Source organism: Geodermatophilus sp. SMS 5-13, assembly GCF_059428245.1.
Map to the genome: position 1 here is coordinate 840,005 of NZ_CP165729.1, position 24,132 is coordinate 864,136.

The window sequence follows — 24,132 nt, forward strand, 5'->3', positions numbered from 1 at the left end:
CGTCGTCCCCGCAGCTCAGGTCGTGAGATCTCGATCGCCATGTCAGGGTGGAGGCCACCGACATCACGGGGGAGAAGGCGGAGCAGGTGATGTCGACCGACGAACGACCACGCAGAAAGCAGACCTGCGGGCCGGCCGGGGCCGGGGCCCGCGATCATCCGGGGCTCGCCCCGCACGCCCTCGTCCGCGCGCTCGGCGCGGCCTGCTGACCGCCGTCCGGAGGAGCTCTGCCGCGTGGACATCGCTGCGATGCGGGCCAACTTCGCCAAGGCCGCGGCCGCCGGCGACGAAGCCCCGCTGTACTTCTACTCCCACCTGTTCCTGACCCACCCCGAGACCCGGCGGCTGTTCCCCGTCTCGATGGCGCACCAGCGGGACCGGCTGTTCCAGGCGCTGGGGGACGTCGTGAACTATCTCGACGACCTCGACAGCGTGATCCCGGTGCTCCAGGCGCTCGGCCGCGACCACCGCAAGTTCGGCACGGTCGCCGAGCACTATCCCCCGGTCGGCGAGAGCCTGCTGGCCACGCTCCGGCACTTCGACGAGGAGTGGAATCCCCAGCTCGCCCAGGACTGGACGGCGGCCTACCAGCTGGTCGCCAAGGTCATGATCGACGCGGCGCTGGCGGCGGAGGACCAGCCGGCCTGGTGGGACGCCGAGATCGTGGGGCACGAGCGCCGGACGTTCGACATCGCCGTCCTCCGGCTGCGGCCGGAGAAGGAGCTGCCCTTCGCGGCCGGCCAGTCGATCTCCATCGAGACCGAGCTGCGGCCGAAGCTCTGGCGCTACTACTCGCCGGCCAACGCGCCACGCCCGGACGGGCAGATCGAACTGCACATCAAGGCCCGGGACGGCGGCCCGGTCAGCTCGGCCCTCGTGCGTCAGGCGGGGGTGGGGGACTGGGTGCGCCTCGGCCCGCCGCTCGGCCATCTCGGCATGGACGACGAATCCGACCGTGACCTGCTGCTCGTCGCCGGCGGTATGGGGCTGGCGCCGCTCAAGTCGCTGGTCGACCAGGTCGCGCGCTACGGCCCGGCCCGCCGCGTGGACCTGTTCGTCGGCGCCCGCATCGAGGACCAGCTCTACGACCGGGCCGACCTCGACCGCATGGTGCAGGAACATCCGTGGTTGTCCGTCACATACGCTGTCTCCGATGACAAGGAGTCACCGCTCGAACACGGAGACATCGGGGACGTCGTTCTCCGGCACGGCCCGTGGCTGAGCCGGGACGTCTACGTCGCCGGGCCGGCGCCCATGGTCGAGGACACGGAGTCCCGGCTCGTGGGGCACGGCCTGAAACGGGAGCGCATCCGCGCTGAGGTGTTCGCCGCCAGTCGACAGGGACCCAACGTTGAAGGGGACGTGACCGAATGACCACGAACGAGCGCGGATCCGGCGAGCGGGGACGCCGGATCTCCCCGAACGACCTGCACAACGTCCAGTTCTCCCGCGGCACCATGCTGCGTCCCGGGTACAACGAGGAGGAGGTCGACCGCTTCCTCAACCGGGTGGCGCAGGAGGTCAGCCTGCTGCACGCCGAGAAGGGCGACCTGCGCGCGCAGGTGCGCGCGCTGCAGGACCAGGTCGAGGAGGCCGTGACTCACGAGGCCCCGAGCGACCAGGCCGTGAAGCTGCTGGCCACCGCCCAGCAGACGGCCGACCAGTACGTCTCCGAGGCGGAGGACTTCAGCCGCCAGATGACCGCGGACGCCCGGGCCCGCTACGAGGAGTCGCTCCGGACGGCGCGGGAGAGCGCCGGCGCGATCATCCAGGCCGCGCACGAGCAGGCCGCCCGCATGTCCGGCGTCGGCGCACCCGCCACCACCGAGCCGGCCGGTGCCCCCGAGCGCGGCGCCACCACCGAGCAGCTCGAGGAGCAGGTCGCCTATCTCAAGGCGTTCGCGCAGGCCTGCCGCACGCAGCTGCGCGCCTACCTGGAGGCCCTGCTCACCGACGTCGAGTCGGAGTGGGGCCGCGCGGAGCCGTCGGCCCTGCCGGTGGCACCGATCCGGACGCCGGCGCAGCGGGCCGCCCCCGCCTCGGAGCAGGCTGCCGCGCAGGGCAACGTGGCCCGGGAGATGCCGCTGTCCGACAGCACCTCCGAGCACCCGATCGTGACCGCCGAGGTGGTCGAGCAGCGGGGCTGACCGGCGTCACTCCGGGTCGTTCCCGGCGTCGTCCCCCACCCGGAAGGGCTCGGTGACGCCGGCATAGGCGAGGTGGGCCACCAGCCCGTCGCTGGCGTGCTCGAGGTTGTGGCAGTGGTCGGCCCAGATACCGGGGTTGTCCGCGACGAAGGCGATCTCGTAGGTCTCCCCGTCGAGGACGTTGAGCGAGTCGACCTCCCACGGGCTGCCCGTTGACGGGACGCCGTCGCGGGACAGCACGAACGCGTGGTGCCCGTGCAGATGCATCGGGTGGACGTCGCCGCTGTCGTTGCGGATGGTCATCCGCACGACGTCGCCCTCCTCGACGTGGAACATCGGGACGTCCGGGTAGAGGTGGCCGTTGATGGTCCACCAGAACCCGGGCCGGCCGTCGAGCAGGCCGATCCGGCGGCCGATGTCGTAGCGGAAGCGCCGGTCCGGGTGTTCGGCGTCGAAGGGGAGTGCGGCCGGGGTGCCGTACGCCAGCAGGTCGACCTGGCGGGACGGCGCCGCGCGCGCCTCGACCGCGGTGCCCGGCGGGCCGACCACCAGCGCCGCGCTGCCGCCGACGTCGACCCGGGCGGGCGCGGTGACCAGCAGGTCCGCCCGCCCGCCGGCGGTCACCACCACGCCCTCGTCGGTGAGGTCGGTGGGCCCGACCAGGTCGGACCCGTCGACGGCGAGCACCCGGAACGGCGAGCCGCTGACCCACGCCCGCAGGGGGCCGTAGTCGGTGTTGACCAGGCGCACGCGCACGGCGGTCCCCGCGTCGGCGTCGACCTCCGTCGTCCCGGTGCCGCCCCGCAGCGTGCGCCGGCCGCTGTAGGTGTGCACCGGGGCGACGACGTCGGTCTCGCCGACGCCGTTCGGCGGCAGCACGACGAGGGTGCCGAACAGCCCGCCGCGCACCTGCTCGTGCGAGACCTGGTGCGAGTGGTACCAGTACGTGCCGGCGTCCTCGGCGACGAACCGGTAGACGTAGCTGTCCCCGGGGTCGACGGCGTCCTGGGTGATCCCCGCGACGCCGTCGTCGGCGTTGGGGACGTCGACGCCGTGCCAGTGCAGCGTGACGCCGTCCGGGACGTCGACGTTGACCAGCGTGACCTCGACCAGGTCACCCTGGGTGACCTCCAGCGCCGGCCCCGGCGACGTGCCGTTGAGCGTGTAGCCCTGCACCACCTCGCCGCTCGCCAGGCGCACCGGTCCCCGGCGTGCCTCGAGCTCCAGGGCGAGGTCCGGCCGGCCCGTCTCCGGGCCGGTCAGCTCCGCGACGCTGCGGCCGGCACTGTGAGCGTGCGCGGGCCCGCCACCGGAGTCGACGTAGCCCATGTCCATGACCGAGTAGGTCGAGGGGATCAGGCTCGCCGCCCAGTACCAGCCCAGCCCACCCAGGACGAGGAGGCCGACGGCCAGCGGCACGTACAGCCGCCAGCGGCGGCGGGGCCGGTCAGACAGGGAGCGACGTCCCGGCCTGAGGCTGGCCCACCGCGGCGGCCGGGGTGCTCGCCAGCTGCGCCGCGCGCCCCGCGGTTCCCAGGATGACCAGCGCGTTGATCCCGTGCAGGGCGCCGATGGCGGGGACGCCGAACGCGAACATGGCCAGCAGGACCTGGACGATGATCGCGACGAACACGATGGCGGCCCACATGCGGCCGTGCGGCACCGCCCGGCCGGCCACCAGCCCCACGATCAGGAAGATCAGGCCGAGCGCGGGCATCACGAAGAAGCCCATGATCCCGTGCAGCGCGTGGCCGCCGTTGCCCTCGTAGTTCTGGTCGATGACCAGGCCGCCGTCCACGTCGCTGATCGCGGTGAACCAGCCGAAAGCGATGGCTGCGGCTTGCACCACGACCCCCAGCGCGATCAGCCCGGCCAGCGCTCGATACGTCTGCCTCACCGTGCTACCCCCTCGGTATCCGACCCCCGCGGACTCGGCAGGTCTACTCCTGTCCAGACGGGGGAGGAAGGGGATTCGTACACCGACCGGCCAGGGTCGTCCGCCTCAGGCCTCGGGCTGGTCCACGCAGAGGATGTTGCCCTCGCTGTCCTTGAACCAGGCCGCCTTCCCCATGCCCGGCAGGGCGGCGATCTCGCCGTCCCACGTGACACCCGGCATGCCCTCGTAGACCTCGAACGCCACCCCCTTGGCCTTCAGGTCCCGCACCTCGGCCTCGATGTCGGCCACGTGCCACTGCGCGATGGTGTGCCCGGCCTGCCCGGCGTATTCGGTCTGGTAGAGGTTGAAGCGCGTGCCGCCGCCGGTCTCGTAGGTCAGCTGGACGCCGTCGAACTCGTGGACCGGGGTGAGGCCCAGCTTGTCCGCGTAGAAGTCCCGCGCGCGCCCGAGGTCCGCCGCGGGGATGTTCGCCTCGACTCGGCTGTCGCTCAGCATGGGGTGCTCCCGAGTGGTCGTGGTGCGGCCGCCCCCCGCTGCGATGCGCGCGGACGCTAGTCCCGGCCGGAACCTGCGGCAAGGAGAACGGCGGCGTCCGGTCGGGACGACGTGCCCTCGGTGACGGTCCTCGGATGCGCTGCAGAGCGGTTGGGTGACCGTCGGTGACGGAACCGGGTCGGACTGCCGTTGGCCTCCCCAACTTTCGGGTGTGCCATCCCCCACTTGACGGGCTGCCCCGCGACACGCCCGGCCGGAGACCCTTTTCCCCGACACCCACGAGGCGCGATCGAAAGGGGAGCCCCGTGAGCTCCGACACCCTGGACTGCGGAACGGCCACCGCGGAGGCCGCCGCGACCACCACGACCACCCGCGAGGCGCTGCCGAGCGCCCACGAGGTCTCGCGGCGGATGTTCCTCCGGGTCGGGGCGACCGGCGCTGCCGCCGTCGGCCTCTACGCCGCGGGGAACGCCCTGCTGCCGGGCCTCGACCGCCAAGGCCTGCTCTCGCCCGACGGGGTGTTCGGCGCGGCCTCCATCGCCATCGCCGACTCCGTCTACACCGAGGTGTGGCCGACGAGCCCGCTGATCCTCGAGCCGTTCAAGGACGACCTGCCGGTCCCCAAGGCCCTCGCGCCGAGCACCGACTTCAAGTCCTGGGCGCAGACTCCGGGCCCCGGACCGGGCCAGCAGAGCTCGCTGAACAACGAGAAGCACCAGATCTGGCCCACCGACCCTCGCGTCGGCTCGCCCGACCCGATCGTCTACAAGATCGACATCAAGGTCGCCGGCCACTCCTTCACCAAGTCGAAGGTGCTGCCGATCACCAGCGCGGGTCTGCCGACCAACGCCTTCGACGCGAACGGCAATGCGGTCACCGTGGACCCGACCAAGGGCATCGACCTGCCGGAGAGCTGCATCTACGGCTTCAACGGCACGTTCCCCGGCCCGATGATCAACGCCGAGTACGGCAAGCCGGCTCTCGTCCGGTTCAACAACATGCTGGATGAGAACCCGGGGAACTATGACCGGCAGGACTTCGGCACGCCGGACTACTCGTTCCTGACCCACCTGCACAACGGGCACACCGCTCCCGAGAGCGACGGCAACCCGCACTACTCGATGCGCAACGGCCCGAAGTACGAGGGCTACCGGCCCGGCATGTGGTGCGACAACCTGTACCTGAACTGGCCGGCCGGGGGCGACGACCGGGAGAAGCAGAGCTTCTTCTGGTTCCACGACCACCGGATGGACCAGACCGGCTCGAACGTCTACAAGGGCATGGTCGGGCTCTACCCGATCTACGACCCGAAGCTGGACCCGGGCGACGAGACCAAGGGCCTGCGCCTGCCGGGCAAGCGGACCGACCGCGCCGATGGCGCCTTCGACGTCGAGTACGACATCCCGCTGGCCCTCTACGACTGCCGGCTCGACGACGGCGTGACCACCCACCACGACTTCCACGACACCGACTTCCCGGAGTCGGGCAACAAGGCGCACCCGGAGTGGTGGGGCAAGACCTTCTTCAAGCACTTCCCCAACCACGGCTTCGTCGGGGACATCTTCACCGTCAACGGGGTCGCCTACCCGACCCTGCGGGTCAAGCGGCGCAAGTACCGCTTCCGGTTCCTCGACGCCTCGATCGCCCGCATCTACACGTTGAAGCTGTTGAGCTCGACGAAGGGCCCGAAGGCGGCCAAGGACCTCGGCTACGCCGACGACGAGCTGCAGGGGCAATGGCGCATTCCCGACGGCCAGCAGTGCATGAGGTTCCTGCAGATCGCCTCGGACGGCGGGCTCCTGCCCTTCGCCTTCGAGCGGGACGCCTTCGAGCTGTGGCCGGCCAAGCGCCGCGAGATGGTCATCGACTTCACCAAGTACCAGGACGGCTCGCCGACCAGCGACGGTGACGAGATCTACCTGACCAACGTCACGAAGATGCCGACCGGTCGGATGTGGTCGAACACGCCCCGGTTCTCGCCCGACCCGCAGTACAAGGTCCCGATCCTGAAGTTCGTCATCGACGGCGCCGAGATGGCTCCCGACGACAGCGACATCGCGGACGGCAAGAAGCTGCGCCCGCTGCCGCCGCTGCCGCCGAACTGGCAGAGCCTGATGGACAACCGGCTGATCTTCGAGGTGCAGCGCGGCAGCGCCGGTGGCGAGACCGAGTGGCTGATCAACGGCCAGGCGTTCGACCCGAGCAAGCCGGCGACCAGCCTGAAGAACCCGGCGGGCCGGATGCTGCCCGCCACCCAGAAGAAGGGCAGCTTCAACCTCTGGGAGATCCGCAACGGCGGCGGCGGCTGGGTGCACCCCTTCCACCTGCACATGGAGGAGCACCGCACGGTCATGCGCAACGGCCAGGACGTGACGGTGAACAGTCCGGGCCACCCGGACGACAAGTCCCGCGAGGACCTCGTCGCGCTCGACCCGAGCGAGTCGGTGATCATCTACCGCGGCTTCCGTGACTTCGTCGGCCAGTACGTGGCCCACTGCCACAACCTGGCCCACGAGGACCACGCGATGATGTTCGGCTGGGAGATCGTGTGATGACGGCGACCCTGCCGACTCCGGCGGTCCGGCAGCGCTCTGCGGCGCTGCCGGGCCGCCGGCCCCTTCCCTGGGGGACGGTGACCGCGCTGGCGGTCCTGCTGGCCGCCGCGGACGCGTTCGTGCTCGTCGCCGTCCAGGGCGCGGTCGGCGCGATCGAGCGCAGCCAGGGGCCGTTCCTCTTCTGGCTGCAGATCACCGGGCTGACCCTGCCGGTGTTCTTCGCCGTGGTGCTGGGCGCGTTCACCGTCGCCCGGCGCCGCCTCGGGCCGGCGCTGCACTCGGCCCGGAAAGTGGTGGGTGCCGGGTTGCTGGTCGCCGCGGCCGCCACCGTGGTCGGCACGGCCGAGGTCGGCATCAGCGCGGCGATGGACTACCGGTTCCAGTCGGAGCTGGTGGAGGTCCAGCACGCCAACCACGCCACCGGCGACGGCGGGTCGGGGCTGCACATCGACCCCGCCGAGGCGCGCGAGAAGAGCCTCGAGACCGACCTGCTGGGCGCCCGCATCGGCGCGGGCCTGGACCTGGTCGCCAACGTCGTCCTGGTCGGCTGGGTCGTGGCGCTGCGCGGCGGGCGGCTGGACGTCGCGCCCCGGCGCCGGGAGCCCTGATCGCGGGACCCCTGAGCGACGGCACGACGCTGACCGTGCCCGGCACGTGCTCGACGTCCACGACGAGAACCACGTCCACGACCAGAAGGAGGTCGGCGCGGCCCTTCCGCGGTCGACCTCGTCCCTCGGCGCACCCGGCCTGCAGGCCGGGTGCGCCGAGTGCTGCCCGGGGACCGCTGTCGTTCCCGGTTGTGAGCGGCGCGGGCCGTCCGTGACCGGCCCACGGTGACCGTTCCGGACCGATCGCCTCGCGGCCGCGACGGCCGTCGCCCCGGGCGCCGGCACAGCCGCCGGGTGACCGTCCGCAACCGGCGTCGAGCGTAATGCAGTTGGCCTCCCCAACTTTCGGGTGTGGCATCCCCCAGTTGACGGGCTGCCCCGCGACACGCCCGGGCGGAACGCTTTCCTCGACCCACTCACGGGGCGGAATCGAAAGGGGAGCCCCTGTGAAGCGCTCCGACACCCTCCGCGGAACGGCCGTCACGGAGACCGCCGCCGCCACCGTCACGACCACCCGCGAGGCGCTCAGCCCTCACGAGGTCTCCCGGCGGATGTTCCTCCGGTTCGGCGCGACCGGCGCCGCCGCCGTCGGCCTCTACGCCGCCGGGTCGGCCCTCGCGCCCAACCTCGGTGCGCGCGGTCTGCTCTCTCCCGACGGGGTGTTCGGCGCGGCGTCCATCGCCATCGCCGACTCCGTCTACACCGAGGTGTGGCCGACGAGCCCGCTGATCCTCGAGCCGTTCACGGACGACCTGCCGATCCCGAAGGCGCTCGCGCCGGTCGCGAGCTCGGAGATCCCCGGCCTGCCCGGCGGCGCGCCGGGCTCCGGACCGGGCCAGCAGTCCTCGCTGAACAACGAGCAGCACCAGATCTGGCCCTCGAACCCGCTGGTCGGCTCGCCCGACCCGCTGGTCTACAAGATCGACATTCGGGTGAACACGCACTCGTTCACCAAGTCGAAGGTGCTGCCCATCAACTCCGCCGGGCAGCCGACGCAGTCGTTCGACCCGGCGGGCAAGCCGGTCGCCGCGGGGACGCTGCGCGACCTGCCGCCGAGCACGATCTACGGCTTCAACGGCACCTTCCCGGGGCCGATGATCAACGCCGAGTACGGCAAGCCGGCGCTGGTGCGCTTCGCCAACCACCTGGACGAGAACCCGCTCAACCTGGACCGGCAGGACTTCGGCACCCCGGACTACTCGTTCCTGACCCACCTGCACAACGGGCACACCGCTCCCGAGAGCGACGGCAACCCGCACTACTCGATGCGCAAGGGCCCGAAGTACGAGGGCTACCGGCCCGGCATGTGGTGCGACAACCTGTACCTGAACTGGCCGGCCGGGGGCGACGACCGGGAGAAGCAGAGCTTCTTCTGGTTCCACGACCACCGGATGGACCAGACCGGCTCGAACGTCTACAAGGGCATGGTCGGGCTCTACCCGATCTACGACCCGAAGCTGGACCCCGGCGACGAGACCAAGGGCCTGCGGCTGCCCGGCATCCGCAAGGACAACTCCGACGGGTCCTTCGACGTCAAGTACGACATCCCGCTGGCCCTCTACGACTGCCGGCTCGACGACGGAGTGACCACCCACCACGACTTCCACGACTCCGACTTCCCGGAGTCGGGCAACAAGGCGCACCCGGAGTGGTGGGGCAAGACCTTCTTCAAGCACTTCCCGAACCACGGCTTCGTCGGCGACATCTTCACCGTCAACGGCACGGCCTACCCGACGCTGCGGGTCAAGCGGCGCAAGTACCGCTTCCGGTTCCTCGACTGCTCGATCGCCCGCATCTACGAGCTCAAGCTCATGACGTCGAGCAAGGGCCCGGTCGCCGCCCGCGACCTCGGCATGAAGGACGACGACCTGCAGGGCCAGTACCGCATCCCCGACGGCCAGCAGTGCATGAGGTTCCTGCAGGTCGCCTCGGACGGCGGGCTCGTGCCGTTCGCGTTCAACCGTGACTCGTTCGAGCTGTGGCCGGCCAAGCGCCGCGAGATGGTCGTGGACTTCACGCAGTACATGGACGGCTCGCCCACCACCAAGGACGACGTCCTCTACCTCACCAACGTCATGAAGATGCCGACCGGCCGGATGTGGTCGAACTCGTCCCGCTTCTCCCCGGACCCGCAGTACAAGGTCCCGCTCATGAAGATCATCATCGACGGCGACCCGCCGGCGGAGGAGAAGGACAACAGCGCGGTCACCGACGGCACGCCGCTGCGCGAGCTGCCGCCGCTGCCGAGCAACTGGAAGTCGATGCTGGACAACCGGCTGGTCTTCGAGGTGCAGCGCGGCAGCGCCGGTGGCGAGACCGAGTGGCTGATCAACGGCCAGGCGTTCGACCCGAGCAAGCCCGCGACCAGCCTGAAGAACCCCGCGGGCAAGGTGCTGCCGGCCACGCCGAAGAAGAACAGCTTCAACCTCTGGGAGATCCGCAACGGCGGCGGCGGCTGGGTGCACCCCTTCCACCTGCACATGGAGGAGCACCGCACCGTGATGCGCAACGGCAAGGACGTGTCGGCGCGCAACGGCAGCCCGGGGCATCCGGACGACTACTCGCGTGAGGACCTCGTCGCGCTCGACCCGAGCGAGTCGGTGATCATCTACCGCGGCTTCCGGGACTTCGTCGGGCCCTACGTGGCCCACTGCCACAACCTGGCCCACGAGGACCACGCGATGATGTTCGGCTGGGAGATCGTGTGATGACGGCGACCCTGCCGGTTCCGGCGATCCGGCAGCGCCCCCGAGCGCTGCCGGGCCCCCGGCCCGTCCCGTGGGGCACGGTCACCGTCCTCTCCGTGCTCCTCGCCGCTGCCGACGGGTTCGTGCTCACCGCCGTCCAGGGGGCGGTCGGCGCGATCGAGCGCTCCCAGGGGCCGTTCCTCTTCTGGCTGCAGATCACGGCGCTCACGCTGCCGGTCTTCTTCGCCGTGGTGCTGGGCGCGTTCACCGTCGCCCGGCGCCGCCTCGGACCGGCGCTGCACTCGGCCCGCAAGGTCGTGCCGGCGGCCCTGCTGATCGCCACGGCCGCCGCGCTGATCGGCACGGCCGAGGTCGGCATCAGCGCGGCGATGGACTACCGGTTCCAGTCGGAGCTGGTGGAGGTCCAGCACGCCAACCACGCCACCGGCGACGGCGGGTCGGGGCTGCACATCGACCCCGCCGAGGCCCGCGAGAAGAGCCTCGAGACCGACCTGCTGGGCGCCCGCATCGGCGCGGGCCTGGACCTGGTCGCCAACGTCGTCCTGGTCGGCTGGGTCGTGGCGCTGCGCGGCGGCCGGCTGGACGCCGGGCCGCGCAGGCCCCGCAGGGTCGGCTGAACCGCACACGGGAAGCGGATGCCTTTCCGAGGGGTTGCCCAGGAGGTAACCCCTCGGAAAGGCATCTTTCATGCGCATCCCCCTGTCCGTCCTCGACCTCGCCCCGATCGCCCGGGGCAGCACCGTGCACGAGAGCATCGCGGCCAGCGTCGCGCTGGCCCAGCGCGCGGAGGAGACGGGGTACTCGCGGGTCTGGTACGCCGAGCACCACAACATGCCGAGCATCGCCTCCTCGGCGACCAGCGTGCTCATCGCCCACGTCGGCGCGCACACGCGCAGCATCCGGCTCGGCGCCGGCGGCGTCATGCTGCCCAACCACTCGCCGCTGACCATCGCCGAGCAGTTCGGCACCCTGGACGCGATGTACCCGGGCCGGATCGACCTCGGCCTCGGCCGGGCGCCGGGCTCCGACCAGAACACGATGTACGCGCTGCGCCGCGACGACCGCTCGGCCGACCGCTTCCCGCAGGACGTCCTCGAGCTGCAGGCCTACCTCGCCGGCGAGACCCGCGTCCCCGGCGTCGACGCCATCCCCGGGAAGGGCTCGCGCGTCCCGCTCTACGTCCTCGGCTCGTCGATGTTCGGCGCCACCCTCGCCGCCGCCCTCGGCCTGCCCTACGCGTTCGCCTCGCACTTCGCGCCCGCGATGCTCGAGCGCGCCGTCTCCGCCTACCGCGCGGAGTTCCGGCCGTCGGCGCAGCTGGACCGGCCGTACGTGATCGCCGGCGTCAACGTCCTCGCCGCCGACACGACCGAGGACGCGCAGCGGCAGCTGCAGCAGACCCGCCGGATCCGGGCGACCGGGCTGTTCGGGCGGCGCGACCACGCCTACACCGACGAGGAGGCCGACCTCCTGCTCGAGTCGCCGGCCGGCCGGCACGTGGAGCAGATGCTGACCTACAGCGCGGTCGGCACCCCCGAGGAGGTCCGGGACCACCTCGAGGGCTTCGCCAAGCTGGCCGACGCCGACGAGCTGATCGTCGCCCACCAGTCGCCCACGACCGAGGAGCGGCTGCGCTCGGTCACCCTGACCGCGCAGGCGATGACCGACCCCGCCTGAGCGCCTCATGATCACCTCGGGTTCAGCGGTGCCTCCCGTCCGCGGAGACAGCGCCGGGCCCGAGGTGATCATGAAGAGCCCGGGCGTTCCCGATCGGTTCCGGATCGCGCGCAAATCACTTCCGCGTCCCGGCGCGGGGGCGGACAGTGTGTGCCCTCATCGCTGGGGGATCGAGGCGATTTGCCATGGCGCCGACCGTTCGCCCTCCCGTCGGGTGATCGGCGGGGCCGGGGGATGTGGGACGAGGCCGAGCTGGCCGAGGCCATCCGGGGACACCCGCTGGAGGCCGGCGCGGCGCTCGCGGCGGTCCAGGACGGCGCCGGTCCGCGGCTGACGGCGGACAGCCTGGCCGCCGCGGCCGACCTCCTCGGCCGCGATCCCGCGGAGCTCTGGCTCGAGCAGTTGCAGCACCGCCTGCTGGTCGACGCCTTCGCCGCCTCGCTGCAGGGCCAGGGCGTTCCGCTGACCCCACCGGACACGGCGGACTTCGCCGACCACGTCGACCCCGCGACGTTCACCGTGTTCAGCGCCCGGGCGCAGTCGTTCCGCTGCCGGGTCCTGGTCAACGGCGCGGTGGCCGGCAGCGGCTGCCTGATCGGGCCGAGCCTGGTGCTCACCGCCTGGCACGTCGTCGCCGTCGGCCCGCCCGGCGGACCCCAGGAGCCGGCGCCGTCGATCCGGGTGGCCCTCGCCGACTCCACCGAGCAGGACGTGATCGTCCCGCCGTGCTTCGCCTCCTTCTGCGGGGACGCCGAGTACGACGGGCGGGCGCCGCGGCGGGACACCGACGTCGAGGGGCGCAACGACGTCGCGGTCCTGGTCATGCGCCGGCCGGCCGCCGCGCACCTGGGCTTCGCGGGGCTGCCCGCCACGGCCCCGGCGACGGCGACGCACAGCGTGCTGTTCCTGGTCCACTACCCGGACGGCGCGGACCGCGGCTACGGCATGGGGCAGTTGACCAAGATCCGCAACGTCACCGCGCGCTGGCGGCACGACATCACCACCAGGGGTGGCTCGTCGGGGGGAGCCTGCTTCGGCGCCACCCTGGAGCTGGCCGGCGTGCACCAGGGCAAGTGGGACGGCGGCGGGCGGCTGGTCCCGCTGTCCCGGTTCCTGGCCGATCTGCAGCCGCTGGTCGCGGCCGACACCGGCCCGACGGCCCTGTGGTCGCTCGACGGCACCGACACCGGCGCCCTCGTCCTGGGCCGTGACCTCTTCTTCGAGGCGGTCGCGGCTGCCCGTGCCGTCACCGGCCGGGTCCGCGGCCTGCGGCTCAAGCGGCGCGACGTCGCGGGCGGGACGACGGGGTTGGCGTTCTCCCACGACCTGCTGGGGCAGCTGCTGCACCGCCACGGCGCCGGCTCCACGCTCGTGCGGATCGGGTTCGACGAGCTGGTCACCGACCTCGTCGGGGAGATCTGCCGCCGGGTCGCCGCCGCGGGCCTGCCGCTGCACCCGCTGCCGGACCCGGTCGGACCCGGGCCGGTCACGCCGGAGACCGCGGCGCGCGACCGGGCCCGCCAGCTGGCCGCCGCGGTCGAGGAGGCCGCCGCGGCCACCGACCGCACCGTGTGGTTCTTCTTCGACAACCCCTCGGTCGCGCTGTCCGAGCCCGCCCGCCTGCTGCTCGACGGGTTCGTCGCGGCGGGGCTGCTGCAGCCGCACCTGCGCCTGGTCGTGGCCGGGTTCGAGACCGTCGCGCTGCCGGGTCAGGAGTTCGCCGCGCCGTCCGCGGCCACGGGCACCGGTCCGCCCGGGCTGGTGGTCGAGTACCTCGGCGGGTTCCCGCGCGGCGCCGTCCTCGACTTCCTCACCCGTGCGTACGCCGACCTCACCGGCCGGCCGGCGAACCCGGCGGTCCTCGACGCGATCGCCGACCGGGTGCTGACGCCGCTGGCCTCGTTCAACGGCATCTACCGGGCCGAGGACGTGGAGACGGTCGTGACGGCGCTGCGGGCGGACCTGCGCGCGTGGCGGCAGCAGCGCGGGGCCACGGCATGACCAGCCTGGCGCCCGACCTCCAGGAGCGGGAGCTGCGCGACTACGCCGCGCTCTCGGGGGTGTTCGACCCGGGCGACGCGCTGCGCGCGGTCCAGGGCGGCCTGCCGGATCCGGACCGGCTGGTCGAGTTGAGCGCGCAGCTCGCCCGCGTCTGCGACACCCGGCAGGGCGCCTGGCTCATGCGCGGGGTGGAGCGGCGGTGGGCCCTCGCGGACGTCGCGGACCGGCGCGGCATCGCCGACGCGGTGGCCTGGCGCCGCGGCCTGGGGACGGCGGACGGCGAGACCGGCGAGCTGCTCGACGCCCTGGTCGGCGCGGGCTCGTTCGCGCCCCCCGCGGTCCGGGGCACCGTCGCGGCGGGCGGTCCGCGGGACGCGCTCGCTCGCCTGGCGGTCGCCCTCGACCGGGCGGGCCCGCCGGCGCCGGCCGCCGACCAGCTCGACGACGTCCGCGCGGCGCTGGCCCGGCTGGACGCCGACGAGCGCCGCGGCACCCTGCTCGCCGGGGGCGTCGCCGGCCGGGACGACGAGCTGGCCGCGATCGTGGCGTGGCTGCACACGCCGGCGCTCGCCCCACCGGTCCGGGCGCTGTTCCTCGGCGGACCGCTCGGGCTCGGCAAGTCCACGCTGCTGGAGGAGGCGGTCCGCCGGGCGCGCGCCGGGCCGCAGCGCTGGCTCGCCGTGCGGCTGGACTTCGAGCGCGCCGGGCTCGACGCGCAGGACCGGACCGGCCTGACCGTCGAGCTGGCCCGGCAGCTGGCCGCGGAGACCGGCCGGGAGACGCACGCGCTGCGCGAGGCCCGGCTGGCGGCGGCCGGGGCACCCGTGGCCGGCCCCCTGCGGCTGAAGGGCAGGTCCCGCGAACGGCTGCCGGTCCGGCTGGGGCAGGCGATCGGGCAGCAGGTGCGCGGCGCGGGCCGGCCGGTGCTGCTCGTCCTCGACACGCTGGAGGCCCTGCGCGCCCGCGGCGAGACGCATCCGGCCCGCGTCTTCGACTGGCTCGACGCCCTGGTCCGGCTCGGCCTGCGCCCCGTCGCCGTCCTCGCGGCCGGCCGCGGCGACGCCCTCGACGGCGCTCCGCAGCGGATCGGGCGGCGGATCGACCTCGGCGGCCTGCCCGACGCGGGCGCCGACGAGATGCTGGCCACCCTCGACGTCGCGCCCGAGAGCTCCGCCGCCGTCCGGACGGCGGCCGGGGGCAACCCGTCGCTGCTGCAGGTCGCCGCGACCGTGGCGCGGGAGATGGGCGCGGCCACCGCGCCGCGGCACGACGGGCCGGACGCCGCGCTGCTCGGCCGCTGGGCCCGCGCCTCGCTCGCCGACGAGCGGGTGCGCCGGCTGCTGCTCCCGGGCCTCGTCGTCCGGCGGTTCGACGCCGCGGTGCTCGCCGAGGTCGTCGGACCGCACGTCGGGCTGGGCCGGGTCGAGGCCGGTCGCGCCGCGGAGCTGTTCGAGGAGCTGGCCGGGCAGACCTGGCTGGTCGTCCCCGATCCCGTCGCCACGGGGTTCCTCCGGTACCGCCCGGAGGTCCGGCGGCTCCTGCTCCGGCAGGTGTACGAGAGCCGGCCCGCGCAGGCCGCGGCGATCGACCGGGCCGCCGCGCGCTGGTTCGCCCGGCGCCCCGAGTCCTGGGCCGCCGTCGAGGCCGCCTACCACCGCCTGCAGCTGATGCGCCGGGACACGGCGCCGCCGGCGATCGACCGCGCGGTCCTGCGCCGGTTCGATGCGCGCAGCCTCGCCGACCTCCCGCCGCGGGCCCAGGACCTCGTCCGGCGGGCGCGCGGCGAGCGGTCCTCCCTGGCCCGCGGCGGGCCGGTGCCCGCCGGCGCGCCGGTGCCCGATGCGGCGGCGGAGCTGGCCGCGCTCGTGGAGCGGGGCGACTGGCTGGAGGCCGGCTACGTGTACGAGCGCGCCGTCGCCGGGCGGGAGTTCGAGCCGCGCTCGGCGGTGGCCGACGCGGCGCTGGCCTTCCTGTGGCGGGCCGGCCGGTGGACCGCGGCCCGGCGGCTGCTCGGCGAGCGCGACCGGCCGCGCCCCGACGACGCCGACCTCGCCGACCTGCCGGCGCACCTCGCCGCGCCCCGGCTGGAGATGCGGGCCGAGCTGACCTTCGCCGCCTTCGTCCGGGCGCTCGGCCGCGACGAGCGGCTGGCCCGGGTCGTCCAGGACGTCGCCTACTGCGGCCTGCGCTCCGAGCTCAGCGACGGCGCGCTGGGGTTCGCCGCGCGGCGGGTGGGCCTGTCCTCGCGGGCGTCGGCGTGGCACGGCTCGGACGCCGTCGGCGCGGCTGCAGCGACCTGGCTGGAGCAGGGCGGCGTGGCGCCGGCGCTGGCCGCCGCGGGGGAGCGGCTCGCCCGCCGCCTCGGGCCGGTGTCGCCGGACGCGCCGCCGGGGGCCGCCCGCCTGCTGGCGGTCCTGACGCCCTACGTCGACGCGGCGGTCACCCTGGGCCGGGTCCGCGGCGACCCGGCGCCGGAGCGGCACGCCACCGCGGCCGACCGCGGGCTCGCCGCGCTCGGCGGGCTGCCGCCGGCGGGCGCGCCGCCGTCCGCCGTCCCCGCCCAGCCGGTCGAGCCGGTCGACGGCCTGGCCGCGCTCGGCCTGTTCGCCGAGTGGGCCGGCGCGGCGGCGTTCCGGCTGCGCGATCCCGACCTGCGGCTGATCGCGCAGAGCGCCGAGCGCTGGCGCCGGACGGTGGCGGGCCAGTGGTCCTACGGTCCGCCCCCGGCGACGTGGGACGCCTGGTCCCGCCCGCTCGACGTCACCCTCGCCGACCGGCTGGTCGCGCTCGAGGCGGCCGGCGACCCCACGGCGGCGAGCCGGGAGCAGCTGGCCGCCTGGACCGGGGACGACCGCCCCGACCCGGCGGGGCGGATCGCCCGCCGGCTGCCCGGCGCGCTGCTCGCGGCGCGCGAGGCCGTGCCGGAGGGCGTGGCCGCCGTCGCCGCCGTCCTGCTGCGCCGCCGGGTGCCCGCGGCCTTCGCCCCACCCCTCGCCGTCCTGCTGGTCCACCGGGAGCTGTAGAGGACAGGAGAAGCGCGCATGACCATCGCCGAGGACAGGCTGGAAGGCGTCCGCGCCCGGCTGGCGAACAACCCCGCGCTGGAGGCGGCCGTCCGGGCGGCCGTCGCCGCGGGCACGGTGCCGGCCGCGGCCCGGGACGTGATCCCGCCCGAGGCGGCCGACGTGCTCCAGGCCGACCGCGAGCCGCTGGAGAGCGTCGTCCCCACCGACGCCCTGGAGGCCATCGTGCAGCGGGTCGGCCGCCCGCCGCTGCTCGTGCGCAACGACGCGGTCGAGCTCGAGCCGCTGCCCGACTTCCCGGCCGGGACCGACGCGCGGATCAAGGCCGTGGAGGCCGACGTGCTCTCCGTCGGCCGCGTGGAGTTCGTCAACCACCGGATGAGCTGGGGCGGCACCGGCTGGGTGATCGGCACCGACGCCGACTCCCGGGTGGTGGCCACCAACCGACACGTCGCCAAGCTCGTCGCCCGGCGCGCCGCCGACGGCCGCGGGGTGCTGCTGCGCTCGCCGTCGACCGGCAGCCGGTACGGCGTGAACCTCGACTTCAAGGAGGAGGTCGGGTCGCTGCGCGCCGACGCCCGCCCGTTCGCCGTCCGCGAGATCGTCTACCTGGCCGACGACACGGCGCCCGACGTCGCGCTGCTGCGGATCGTGGGGGAGGGGCTGCCCGACCCCCTGCCGCTGGCCGACGACGAGGCCGGCGTGGAGGACCTCGTGGCGCTCATCGGCTACCCCGCCTTCGACAGCCGCAACGACGTCGACGCCCAGGCGCAGTACTTCCACGACCTGTTCGACGTGAAGCGCTTCGCGCCCGGCCGGGTGATGCAGGCGCTGTCCGCCGGCACCGAGCTCACGCACGACTGCACCAGCCTCGGCGGCAACTCCGGATCGCCGCTGATCTCGCTGGACACCGGGCGGGTCGTCGGGCTGCACTTCGCCGGCGTCTACGGGGTGGAGAACAGCGCGGTCGGCGTGCGCAGCCTCAAGGCGGCGCTGGCGGGCACGGGCCCGGCGGTGGTCCCGGTGCCGCGGCGGCCGGGCGACGACACCGAGGCGGCGGACGGCGTCCACACGCCGGACCAGCTCGCCGACCGGTCCGGCTACGACCCGGCCTTCCTGGGCCAGGACCTGGCCGCGCCGTGGCCCGGCCTGCCCGGCGCCGTCCTGGCCGACCTCGCCCGGCCCAGCGACGAGCGCCCCGACCAGCCCTTCGAGCTGCGGTACACGCACTTCGGCGTCCGGTTCTCGACCGGCCGGCGCCAGCCGCTCATGACCGCGGTCAACATCGACGGGGCCTCCTCGGTGCGGATCAAGCGCGGGGACGACCGCTGGTTCGCCGACGGCCGGCTGCCGGCCGGCAGCCAGCTGCGCGAGTCGGACTACGACGACCCGGAGATCGACCGGGGGCACCTGGTCCGCCGGGAGGACCCCAACTGGGACCCGGCCGCGGCCGGCCAGACGGATGCCACCGCCCTGGTGCGCCGGGCGGACGGCGACACCTTCCACTACACCAACGCCGCACCGCAGCACGAGGAGATGAACCGGGGAAGGGACCTGTGGCTCGGGCTGGAGAACTACATCCTCGACAGCGCCCGCACCCACGGGTTCCGGGCGTGCGTGTTCACCGGCCCGGTCGTCCGGGACGACGACCCCGAGATCAAGCCCGGCGTCCTCGTGCCGCGGGAGTTCTGGAAGCTCGTGGTCATGCGGGACGGCGACGGCACCGGGCTGCACGCCACCGCCTACCTGCTCAGCCAGGGCGACCTGATCCGGGAGCTGCTCGAGCAGCGGGACCGCACGGAGGCCGTCGAGGGGTTCGAGCTCGGGGCCTACCGGACGTTCCAGATCGCCGTCCGCGACCTGGCCGACGCGACCGGCTACGACCTCGCCGCCTACGCGGACGCCGACCCGCTCGCCCGGTCGGCGGACGAGGAGGTGACCGGCCGGCCGCAGTACCTCGGGCTGGGCCGCCTGGCCGACGTCCGCCTGTAGGGCTCCGGCCGGCGGGGGCGTCCCCGCCGGCACAGGGAAGCGTTGCAGGATGCAACGGTGACCTCGGCTGCCGGCGACCTCGATCCTCGCCGGTGGCCGGCTCTCGCCGCGTGCATCACTGCGGTCTTCCTGACCCTGCTCGACATCAGCATCGTCAACGTCGCGCTGCCCTCGATCGGCCGCGGCCTGTCCGCCGACGCGGCCGAGCTGCAGTGGACCGTCTCCGGCTACGCCCTCGCCTTCGGCATGGTGCCGATCATCGGCGGGCGGCTCGGCGACGACCGCGGCCGCAAGAGGATGCTGCTGCTGGGTGTCGGCGCCTTCGTCTCGTGCAGTGCGCTCGTCGGCCTGGCGCCGACCACCGGGGTGCTGCTCGCCGCACGGGTGCTGCAGGGCCTGGCCGGCGGGCTGCTCAACCCGCAGGTGTCCGGCCTGATCCAGCAGCTGTTCGCGCCGGCCGAGCGGGGCAAGGCGTTCGGGGCGCTCGGTGCCGCGGTGGGCATCGCCACCGCGACGGGGCCGGTCGTGGGCGGCGCGATCATCGCACTCGGCGGCGAGCAGTTCGGCTGGCGGCTGTGCTTCCTCGTCAACGTGCCCATCGGCGTCGTCGCGTTCCTGCTCTGCCGGCGGCTGCTGCCCGATCCGCCGCCGCGGACGCACACGCCCGCCCTCGACCTGCCCGGCGTGGCGCTGCTGGCCGTCGGGGTGTTCGGGCTGCTGTTCCCCGTCGTCGAGTTCGACGCGAGCCACGACGCGCGGCTGTTCGTCCTCGTCGTCCCCGCGCTGGCCGTGCTCGCCGGCTTCGTGGCGTGGGAGCGCGGCCCGGCGCGGCGGCGCGGGCACCCGCTGATCGACCTGGACCTGTTCCGGATCCGCTCCTACGCCGACGGCGTCGTGCTTGCGGTGCTGTTCTTCTGCGCCTACACCGGGACGCCGCTGGTGCTGGCGCTGTTCCTGCAGGACGGGCTGGGCTTCACCCCGCTGCAGTCGGGCCTGACCGCCTCCTCCTACGCCGTCGGGTCGGCGCTGGCCGCACCGATCGCCGGCCGGCTGCTGCCGCGCGTCGGCGGGCGGGTGCTCGTCGCCGCCCTGGTGCTCTTCGGGCTCGGGGTGGGCGCCGCCGCGCTGATCGCCGCCTCCGCGGCCGGCAGCGTCCACGCGGGCTCCGTCGCGCTGTTCATGGCCCCGGCGCTGTTCGTCGCCGGGCTCGGCGGCGGCGCGGTGATCACGCCCAACCAGGCGCTGTCGCTCGCGGAGGTGGACGTCCGCGGCGGGTCGACGGCCGGCGGCATGCTGCAGACCTCGCAGCGGATCGGCAACGCCGTCGGCGCCGCCGTCATCAGCGCGGTGTTCTACGCCTCGGTGGCCGGCGCCGCGCCCGGCGGGGCGGCCCGCGAGGCGGACTACGGCTCCGCCTACGCGCGGGGCCTGCTGGTCAGCGTCGCGTTCACCCTCGCCGCGCTCGCCGTGGCGGTCCGGGACGTGCGGCGCCTGCCCGAACCGGCCGCCACGTGAGCCAGGATCGGACCGTGCCCGCCGACGACCTCCCGCCGCTGCCGACCGCCGAGCTGCACCTGCACATCGAGGGAACCCTCGAGCCGGAGCTGGCGCTGCGCCTGGCCGCCCGCAACCGCGTGCGGCTGCGCTTCGACTCCCTCGACGAGCTGCGCCGCGCCTACGACTTCGCCGACCTGCAGTCGTTCCTCGACCTGTACTACGAGCTCATGGCCGTGCTGCGGGAGCCAGGGGACTTCACCGACCTGGCCGAGGCCTACCTGGCCCGCGCCGCGGCGCAGGGCGTGCGGCACGCCGAGGTGTTCGTCGACCCGCAGGCCCACCTCGCCCGCGGGGTGCCGCTGGAGGTCGTGCTCGAGGGGCTGGGGGAGGCGTTCGGGACGGCGGAGGAGCGGCACGGGATGTCCGCCCGGCTGATCGCCTGCTTCCTGCGGGACCGGGACCCGGCCGAGGCCGAGGCACTGCTGCCGCGGCTGCTGCCCTACCGCGACCTGGTGATCGGGGTGGGCCTGGACAGCGCCGAGGCCGGCCGCCCGCCCGAGCTGTTCGAGCGGGTCTTCGCGATGGCCGCCGACGAGGGGCTGCACCGGGTGGCGCATGCCGGGGAGGAGGGGCCGCCGTCCTACGTGACCGCGGCGCTCGACCGACTCGGCGCCGAGCGGATCGACCACGGCATCCGCAGCATGGCGGACCCGTCGCTGGTCGCCCGGCTTCGCGAGGAGCGGGTGCCCCTCACCGTGTGCCCGCTGTCGAACGTGGCGCTGCGCTGCGTCGACCGGCTGGCCGACCACCCGCTGCGCGCGATGCTCGACGCCGGCCTGGTCGCCACCGTCAACTCCGACGACCCGGCCTACTTCGGCGGGTACCTGCACGACAACGTCGCGGCGGTCACCCGCGCCCTCGGCCTGACGCCGGAGGCACGCCGGCGTCTGGCCGAGAACAGCTTCCGGGCCAGCTTCCTGCCGCCCGCGGACCAGGAGCGGCACCTGGCCGCGGTGGCCGCCGCCGTCTCTCAGATCTGAGGGACGGCGACCTCCCCTCCCCCCGGGCCGCGGACGGTGGCGGTGTACTCGAACCACCGCCGTCCCCGGCCGTCGACCACCGGAGCCGGGCCCCGGAGCACCAGGCTGTCCCAGTCGGGAGCCCCGCCGCCGACCACCGACACCCGGTGCCGCAGCTCCGCCCGCAGGCCGAGCGTCGCGCTGCGCACGTCGCGGTAGGGCAGCTGAACCGTCGCGAGGTACGTGACCTCCGCGCGCTCAGCGGCCGGCGCCGGCACGCTGCACCCCGTCGAAGACCAGGCTGAGAGTGCTCGCCTTGCCCTGGAAGGCATCGCCGTTGGCCGAAGCGGGCAGGCCGGCGGTGAGCAGCAGGTGGTCGACCCCACCCGGGGCGAGGCTGGCCGCGCCGCCCAGGGCCTTGGACATGACGATCGGGCCGGCGTACACCGACGACTGGGTGCCGGCGCACGACCACGACGAGCCGGAGCCGCTCCAGGGCGCCGAGCAGGACTTCACGGACAGCTGCAGGCCGCTGTTCGTGTCGGTGTCGAGGATGCTCGACACGGTCGCCGTCATCCTCATCGTGACGGAGCCGAAGGCCGTGCTGCCGTCGTTGACCAGGTCGAGCCGCTGGGTCACCGAGTCGCCGGCCATGAGGCCGCCGCCCGGGAAGGGCTGGATCGCGGTGGCGCCGTTCCCGTCGGCCAGCGACAGGGACAGCACGCCGGTCGCGACGTCGGTGTTCACCGGGCTGCTGCTGTCGGTGAAGGTGCCGTACGTGTTCAGGGCGGCCACCGCGGCGGCCACGCCGAGGACGGCGACCGAACCGGCCACCCTCCGGGCGGCGCGCGCCCGCCCGGGACGATTGATCCGCATGCCGATGTGCTCCTTGTCGATCCGAGCCGCCCGGCGGGCGCCAGCCGGCAGATCGGACTCTCGGCCCCGGACCGCAGCCTGCCCGCGAGGAAGCCGCAAGATCTCCGCAAGCTCGCGGCGGCCCGCGCTTTCGCGCGCGAAACCCCGCGCACTTTCGCGCGCGAAACCCCGCGCACTTTCGCGCGCGAAAGTGCGCTCGTCACCACCAGCCGTGGCGCTTGGCCCAGATCAGCAGCAGCACCGACGAGATCGCCATGATCACCAGCAGGACCGCCAGCGTGGCCCAGTGGGTGCTGCTGTTGACGATCACGTTCATGCCCATGACCGAGGACAGCGCCGTGATCGGCAGGGTCACCGCGGCGATGACCGCCAGCCGCTCGGCCGCGATCGTCATCTTGGTGTTGGTGCGGGTCTGGTAGAACTCGATCACGCCGCGCAGGTAGTCCTCCTGGCTGCGGGCCATCGTGGCGATCCGGCGGAACTGGTCGACGTTGTCGTCCAGCAGCCGCTGGCCCTCGGGGCCGTAGACGCCCAGCGCGTGCATCCGGCCGTAGACCTCCGCGCTCTGCGCGGCCATGGTCCGCACGCTGAGCAGCCCGTGCCGCACCCGGAACATCCCGTCGAGGAACTGCTCGGGATCGGCCAGGTGGTCGGCGGTGACCCGCTGCTCGAACTGCCACACCTCCGCCGTCCGGGCGCTGACGTGCTCGCGCATCCGCCCGGTGAGCGCCGCGACGATCGCGGTGGACAGCTGGTGGCCCGTGGTCGGCCGGAACCGGCCGCCCGCCACGCGGGCCGCGACCGCCTCGGTCTCGACCAGCATCGCCGCGGGCGGGACGGCGGGGTTCACCGGCCCGTGCACGGTGACGACGTACCGCTCGCTGACGAACTGGTCGAGCTCGACGTAGTGGATGTGGCCGCCCCGCCCCGGCTCGGGCGCGTGCAGGACGACGAAGACGTGGTCGGCGTAGACGTGCACCTTCGGCACCGGGCTGCGGCCCAGGCTGTCGGCCACGGCCTTGGGGTGGAACCCGAAGACGTCGGTGAGCACCGCGGCGGCGTCCGGATCGCCGTCCGGCACGTCGACCCACACGACGCCGGCCCCGGCGGCGAGCAGGTCCGGGAGGTCCCCGGGCTTGGCCGCGCGGACGCCGTCCGCGGTGAGCAGCCGGACCTCCATCGCGCCCCCAGGGCCGTCGTGGATGCGCCGAAACCTAGTCGCCGGGGCGGTGCTGGGCGAGCAGCCGCTTCGGGGCCCGGCAGGCCCAGGCCTCACTGACCAGCTCCTCCAGCCCGGCGGGGTCGAGCGCGTCGAGCCGGCAGAGGACCGCCGGGTAGCCGTCGAAGTGGGACGTCGTGAAGTAGACGCCCGGCTCCTCGGCGATCAGCGCGAGCTGCGCGCCCTCGTCGGGCACGCGCGCGCCCAGGACCGGCCCATCGGGGGCGTCGGCCCCGAGTTCCTCCAGGTCCCGGCGGCGCAGCGGGCGCTCCCAGACGATCAGCTTGTCCTTGACCCGCCACTGCCGGGTGCCCTGGCCGGAGCGGCTCTCGTTCGTCTCGGGCAGCGCCGCGCAGGCACGGCGGACGTCGTCCCAGGTCGCCACGGCTGCCTCCCTCGCTCGGAACGGTCCCGCGCA

20 protein-coding genes are annotated in these 24,132 nt (G+C 74.0%); 13 read left to right on the top strand and 7 right to left on the bottom strand.

Translation table 11 applies throughout. The features are described from left to right. Positions 1-47: 47 nt before the first annotated feature. Genes AB3388_RS04075 through AB3388_RS04085 form a run of 3 tightly spaced genes read left to right on the top strand, consistent with a single transcriptional unit; the run spans position 48 to position 2,147 of the window. Complete coding sequence (locus tag AB3388_RS04075; RefSeq protein WP_495409476.1) at positions 48-209, top strand: hypothetical protein; 162 nt, start codon at positions 48-50, stop codon at positions 207-209. Positions 210-234: 25 nt separating this feature from the next. Further along, positions 235-1,374 (top strand): globin domain-containing protein, encoded by a 1,140-nt coding sequence (locus tag AB3388_RS04080; protein WP_495409477.1) that lies wholly within the window; start codon positions 235-237, stop codon positions 1,372-1,374. Continuing rightward, positions 1,371-2,147, top strand: a complete 777-nt coding sequence (locus AB3388_RS04085) for a DivIVA domain-containing protein (RefSeq protein WP_495409478.1) — start codon at positions 1,371-1,373, stop codon at positions 2,145-2,147. Before AB3388_RS04080 ends, AB3388_RS04085 begins: the two co-directional genes overlap by 4 nt. A gap of 6 nt (positions 2,148-2,153) precedes the next feature. Here AB3388_RS04085 and AB3388_RS04090 read toward each other — a convergent pair whose 3' ends face one another. The 3 genes from AB3388_RS04090 to AB3388_RS04100 all read right to left on the bottom strand — a co-directional run bounded on the left by AB3388_RS04090 (position 2,154) and on the right by AB3388_RS04100 (position 4,539). Further along, on the bottom strand, positions 2,154-3,566 hold the full coding sequence (locus AB3388_RS04090; RefSeq protein ID WP_495409479.1) for a multicopper oxidase family protein: 1,413 nt from the start codon (positions 3,564-3,566) through the stop codon (positions 2,154-2,156). Between the two features lie 28 nt (positions 3,567-3,594). Further along, a complete protein-coding gene (locus AB3388_RS04095; RefSeq protein WP_495409480.1) occupies positions 3,595-4,044 on the bottom strand; it encodes a hypothetical protein in 450 nt (149 codons plus the stop codon). A 105-nt stretch (positions 4,045-4,149) separates the two neighbouring features. Beyond that, positions 4,150-4,539, bottom strand: coding sequence for a VOC family protein (locus tag AB3388_RS04100; protein WP_495409481.1), 390 nt, complete (start codon positions 4,537-4,539; stop codon positions 4,150-4,152). A gap of 305 nt (positions 4,540-4,844) precedes the next feature. Here AB3388_RS04100 and AB3388_RS04105 point away from each other — a divergent pair, with 305 nt between their 5' ends. The 10 genes from AB3388_RS04105 (at position 4,845) to AB3388_RS04150 (ending at position 21,640) form a co-directional block, all read left to right on the top strand. Then, positions 4,845-7,091, top strand: coding sequence for a multicopper oxidase family protein (locus AB3388_RS04105; protein WP_495409482.1), 2,247 nt, complete (start codon positions 4,845-4,847; stop codon positions 7,089-7,091). Further along, complete coding sequence (locus tag AB3388_RS04110) at positions 7,091-7,702, top strand: hypothetical protein (RefSeq protein ID WP_495409483.1); 612 nt, start codon at positions 7,091-7,093, stop codon at positions 7,700-7,702. The genes AB3388_RS04105 and AB3388_RS04110 overlap by 1 nt, the downstream gene beginning before the upstream one ends. Before the next feature lie 446 nt (positions 7,703-8,148). Next, the gene (locus tag AB3388_RS04115; protein WP_495409484.1) at positions 8,149-10,410 is read left to right on the top strand and encodes a multicopper oxidase family protein; all 2,262 of its coding nucleotides are present in this window, start codon (positions 8,149-8,151) and stop codon (positions 10,408-10,410) included. Next, the gene (locus AB3388_RS04120) at positions 10,410-11,027 is read left to right on the top strand and encodes a hypothetical protein (protein ID WP_495409485.1); all 618 of its coding nucleotides are present in this window, start codon (positions 10,410-10,412) and stop codon (positions 11,025-11,027) included. Before AB3388_RS04115 ends, AB3388_RS04120 begins: the two co-directional genes overlap by 1 nt. 70 nt (positions 11,028-11,097) lie before the next feature. Further along, a complete protein-coding gene (locus AB3388_RS04125) occupies positions 11,098-12,087 on the top strand; it encodes an LLM class flavin-dependent oxidoreductase (RefSeq protein ID WP_495409486.1) in 990 nt (329 codons plus the stop codon). A gap of 234 nt (positions 12,088-12,321) precedes the next feature. Then, a complete protein-coding gene (locus tag AB3388_RS04130) occupies positions 12,322-14,088 on the top strand; it encodes a trypsin-like serine peptidase (protein ID WP_495409487.1) in 1,767 nt (588 codons plus the stop codon). Continuing rightward, positions 14,085-17,111, top strand: coding sequence for an ATP-binding protein (locus AB3388_RS04135; protein ID WP_495409488.1), 3,027 nt, complete (start codon positions 14,085-14,087; stop codon positions 17,109-17,111). The genes AB3388_RS04130 and AB3388_RS04135 overlap by 4 nt, the downstream gene beginning before the upstream one ends. An 18-nt stretch (positions 17,112-17,129) precedes the next feature. Beyond that, complete coding sequence (locus AB3388_RS04140; RefSeq protein WP_495409489.1) at positions 17,130-19,103, top strand: DNA/RNA non-specific endonuclease; 1,974 nt, start codon at positions 17,130-17,132, stop codon at positions 19,101-19,103. Between the two features lie 57 nt (positions 19,104-19,160). Next, positions 19,161-20,618, top strand: a complete 1,458-nt coding sequence (locus tag AB3388_RS04145; RefSeq protein ID WP_495409490.1) for an MFS transporter — start codon at positions 19,161-19,163, stop codon at positions 20,616-20,618. Positions 20,619-20,632: 14 nt separating this feature from the next. Continuing rightward, positions 20,633-21,640 carry an adenosine deaminase gene (locus tag AB3388_RS04150; RefSeq protein ID WP_495409491.1) on the top strand — a complete coding sequence of 336 codons (1,008 nt, stop codon included), beginning with the start codon at positions 20,633-20,635 and terminating at the stop codon, positions 21,638-21,640. Here AB3388_RS04150 and AB3388_RS04155 read toward each other — a convergent pair. From AB3388_RS04155 to AB3388_RS04170, 4 genes are all read right to left on the bottom strand, one after another. Further along, positions 21,631-21,897, bottom strand: coding sequence for a hypothetical protein (locus AB3388_RS04155; protein ID WP_495409492.1), 267 nt, complete (start codon positions 21,895-21,897; stop codon positions 21,631-21,633). The two genes, AB3388_RS04150 and AB3388_RS04155, sit on opposite strands and share 10 nt — an antisense overlap. Continuing rightward, positions 21,878-22,495 (bottom strand): hypothetical protein, encoded by a 618-nt coding sequence (locus tag AB3388_RS04160; RefSeq protein WP_495409493.1) that lies wholly within the window; start codon positions 22,493-22,495, stop codon positions 21,878-21,880. The genes AB3388_RS04155 and AB3388_RS04160 overlap by 20 nt, the downstream gene beginning before the upstream one ends. 199 nt (positions 22,496-22,694) lie before the next feature. Further along, positions 22,695-23,675 (bottom strand): magnesium transporter CorA family protein, encoded by a 981-nt coding sequence (locus tag AB3388_RS04165; RefSeq protein WP_495409494.1) that lies wholly within the window; start codon positions 23,673-23,675, stop codon positions 22,695-22,697. 34 nt (positions 23,676-23,709) lie between these two features. Continuing rightward, positions 23,710-24,099 (bottom strand): MmcQ/YjbR family DNA-binding protein, encoded by a 390-nt coding sequence (locus AB3388_RS04170; protein ID WP_495409495.1) that lies wholly within the window; start codon positions 24,097-24,099, stop codon positions 23,710-23,712. Between the last annotated feature and the right edge of the window lie 33 nt (positions 24,100-24,132).

Coding starts and splice junctions, on each gene's coding strand:
- AB3388_RS04085 (WP_495409478.1), top strand. CDS start 1,371: ATGACCACGAACGAGCGCGGATCCGGCGAGCGGGGACGCCGGATCTCC.
- AB3388_RS04160 (WP_495409493.1), bottom strand. CDS start 22,495: ATGCGGATCAATCGTCCCGGGCGGGCGCGCGCCGCCCGGAGGGTGGCC.
- AB3388_RS04135 (WP_495409488.1), top strand. CDS start 14,085: ATGACCAGCCTGGCGCCCGACCTCCAGGAGCGGGAGCTGCGCGACTAC.
- AB3388_RS04140 (WP_495409489.1), top strand. CDS start 17,130: ATGACCATCGCCGAGGACAGGCTGGAAGGCGTCCGCGCCCGGCTGGCG.
- AB3388_RS04120 (WP_495409485.1), top strand. CDS start 10,410: ATGACGGCGACCCTGCCGGTTCCGGCGATCCGGCAGCGCCCCCGAGCG.
- AB3388_RS04130 (WP_495409487.1), top strand. CDS start 12,322: ATGTGGGACGAGGCCGAGCTGGCCGAGGCCATCCGGGGACACCCGCTG.
- AB3388_RS04125 (WP_495409486.1), top strand. CDS start 11,098: ATGCGCATCCCCCTGTCCGTCCTCGACCTCGCCCCGATCGCCCGGGGC.
- AB3388_RS04165 (WP_495409494.1), bottom strand. CDS start 23,675: ATGGAGGTCCGGCTGCTCACCGCGGACGGCGTCCGCGCGGCCAAGCCC.
- AB3388_RS04110 (WP_495409483.1), top strand. CDS start 7,091: ATGACGGCGACCCTGCCGACTCCGGCGGTCCGGCAGCGCTCTGCGGCG.
- AB3388_RS04100 (WP_495409481.1), bottom strand. CDS start 4,539: ATGCTGAGCGACAGCCGAGTCGAGGCGAACATCCCCGCGGCGGACCTC.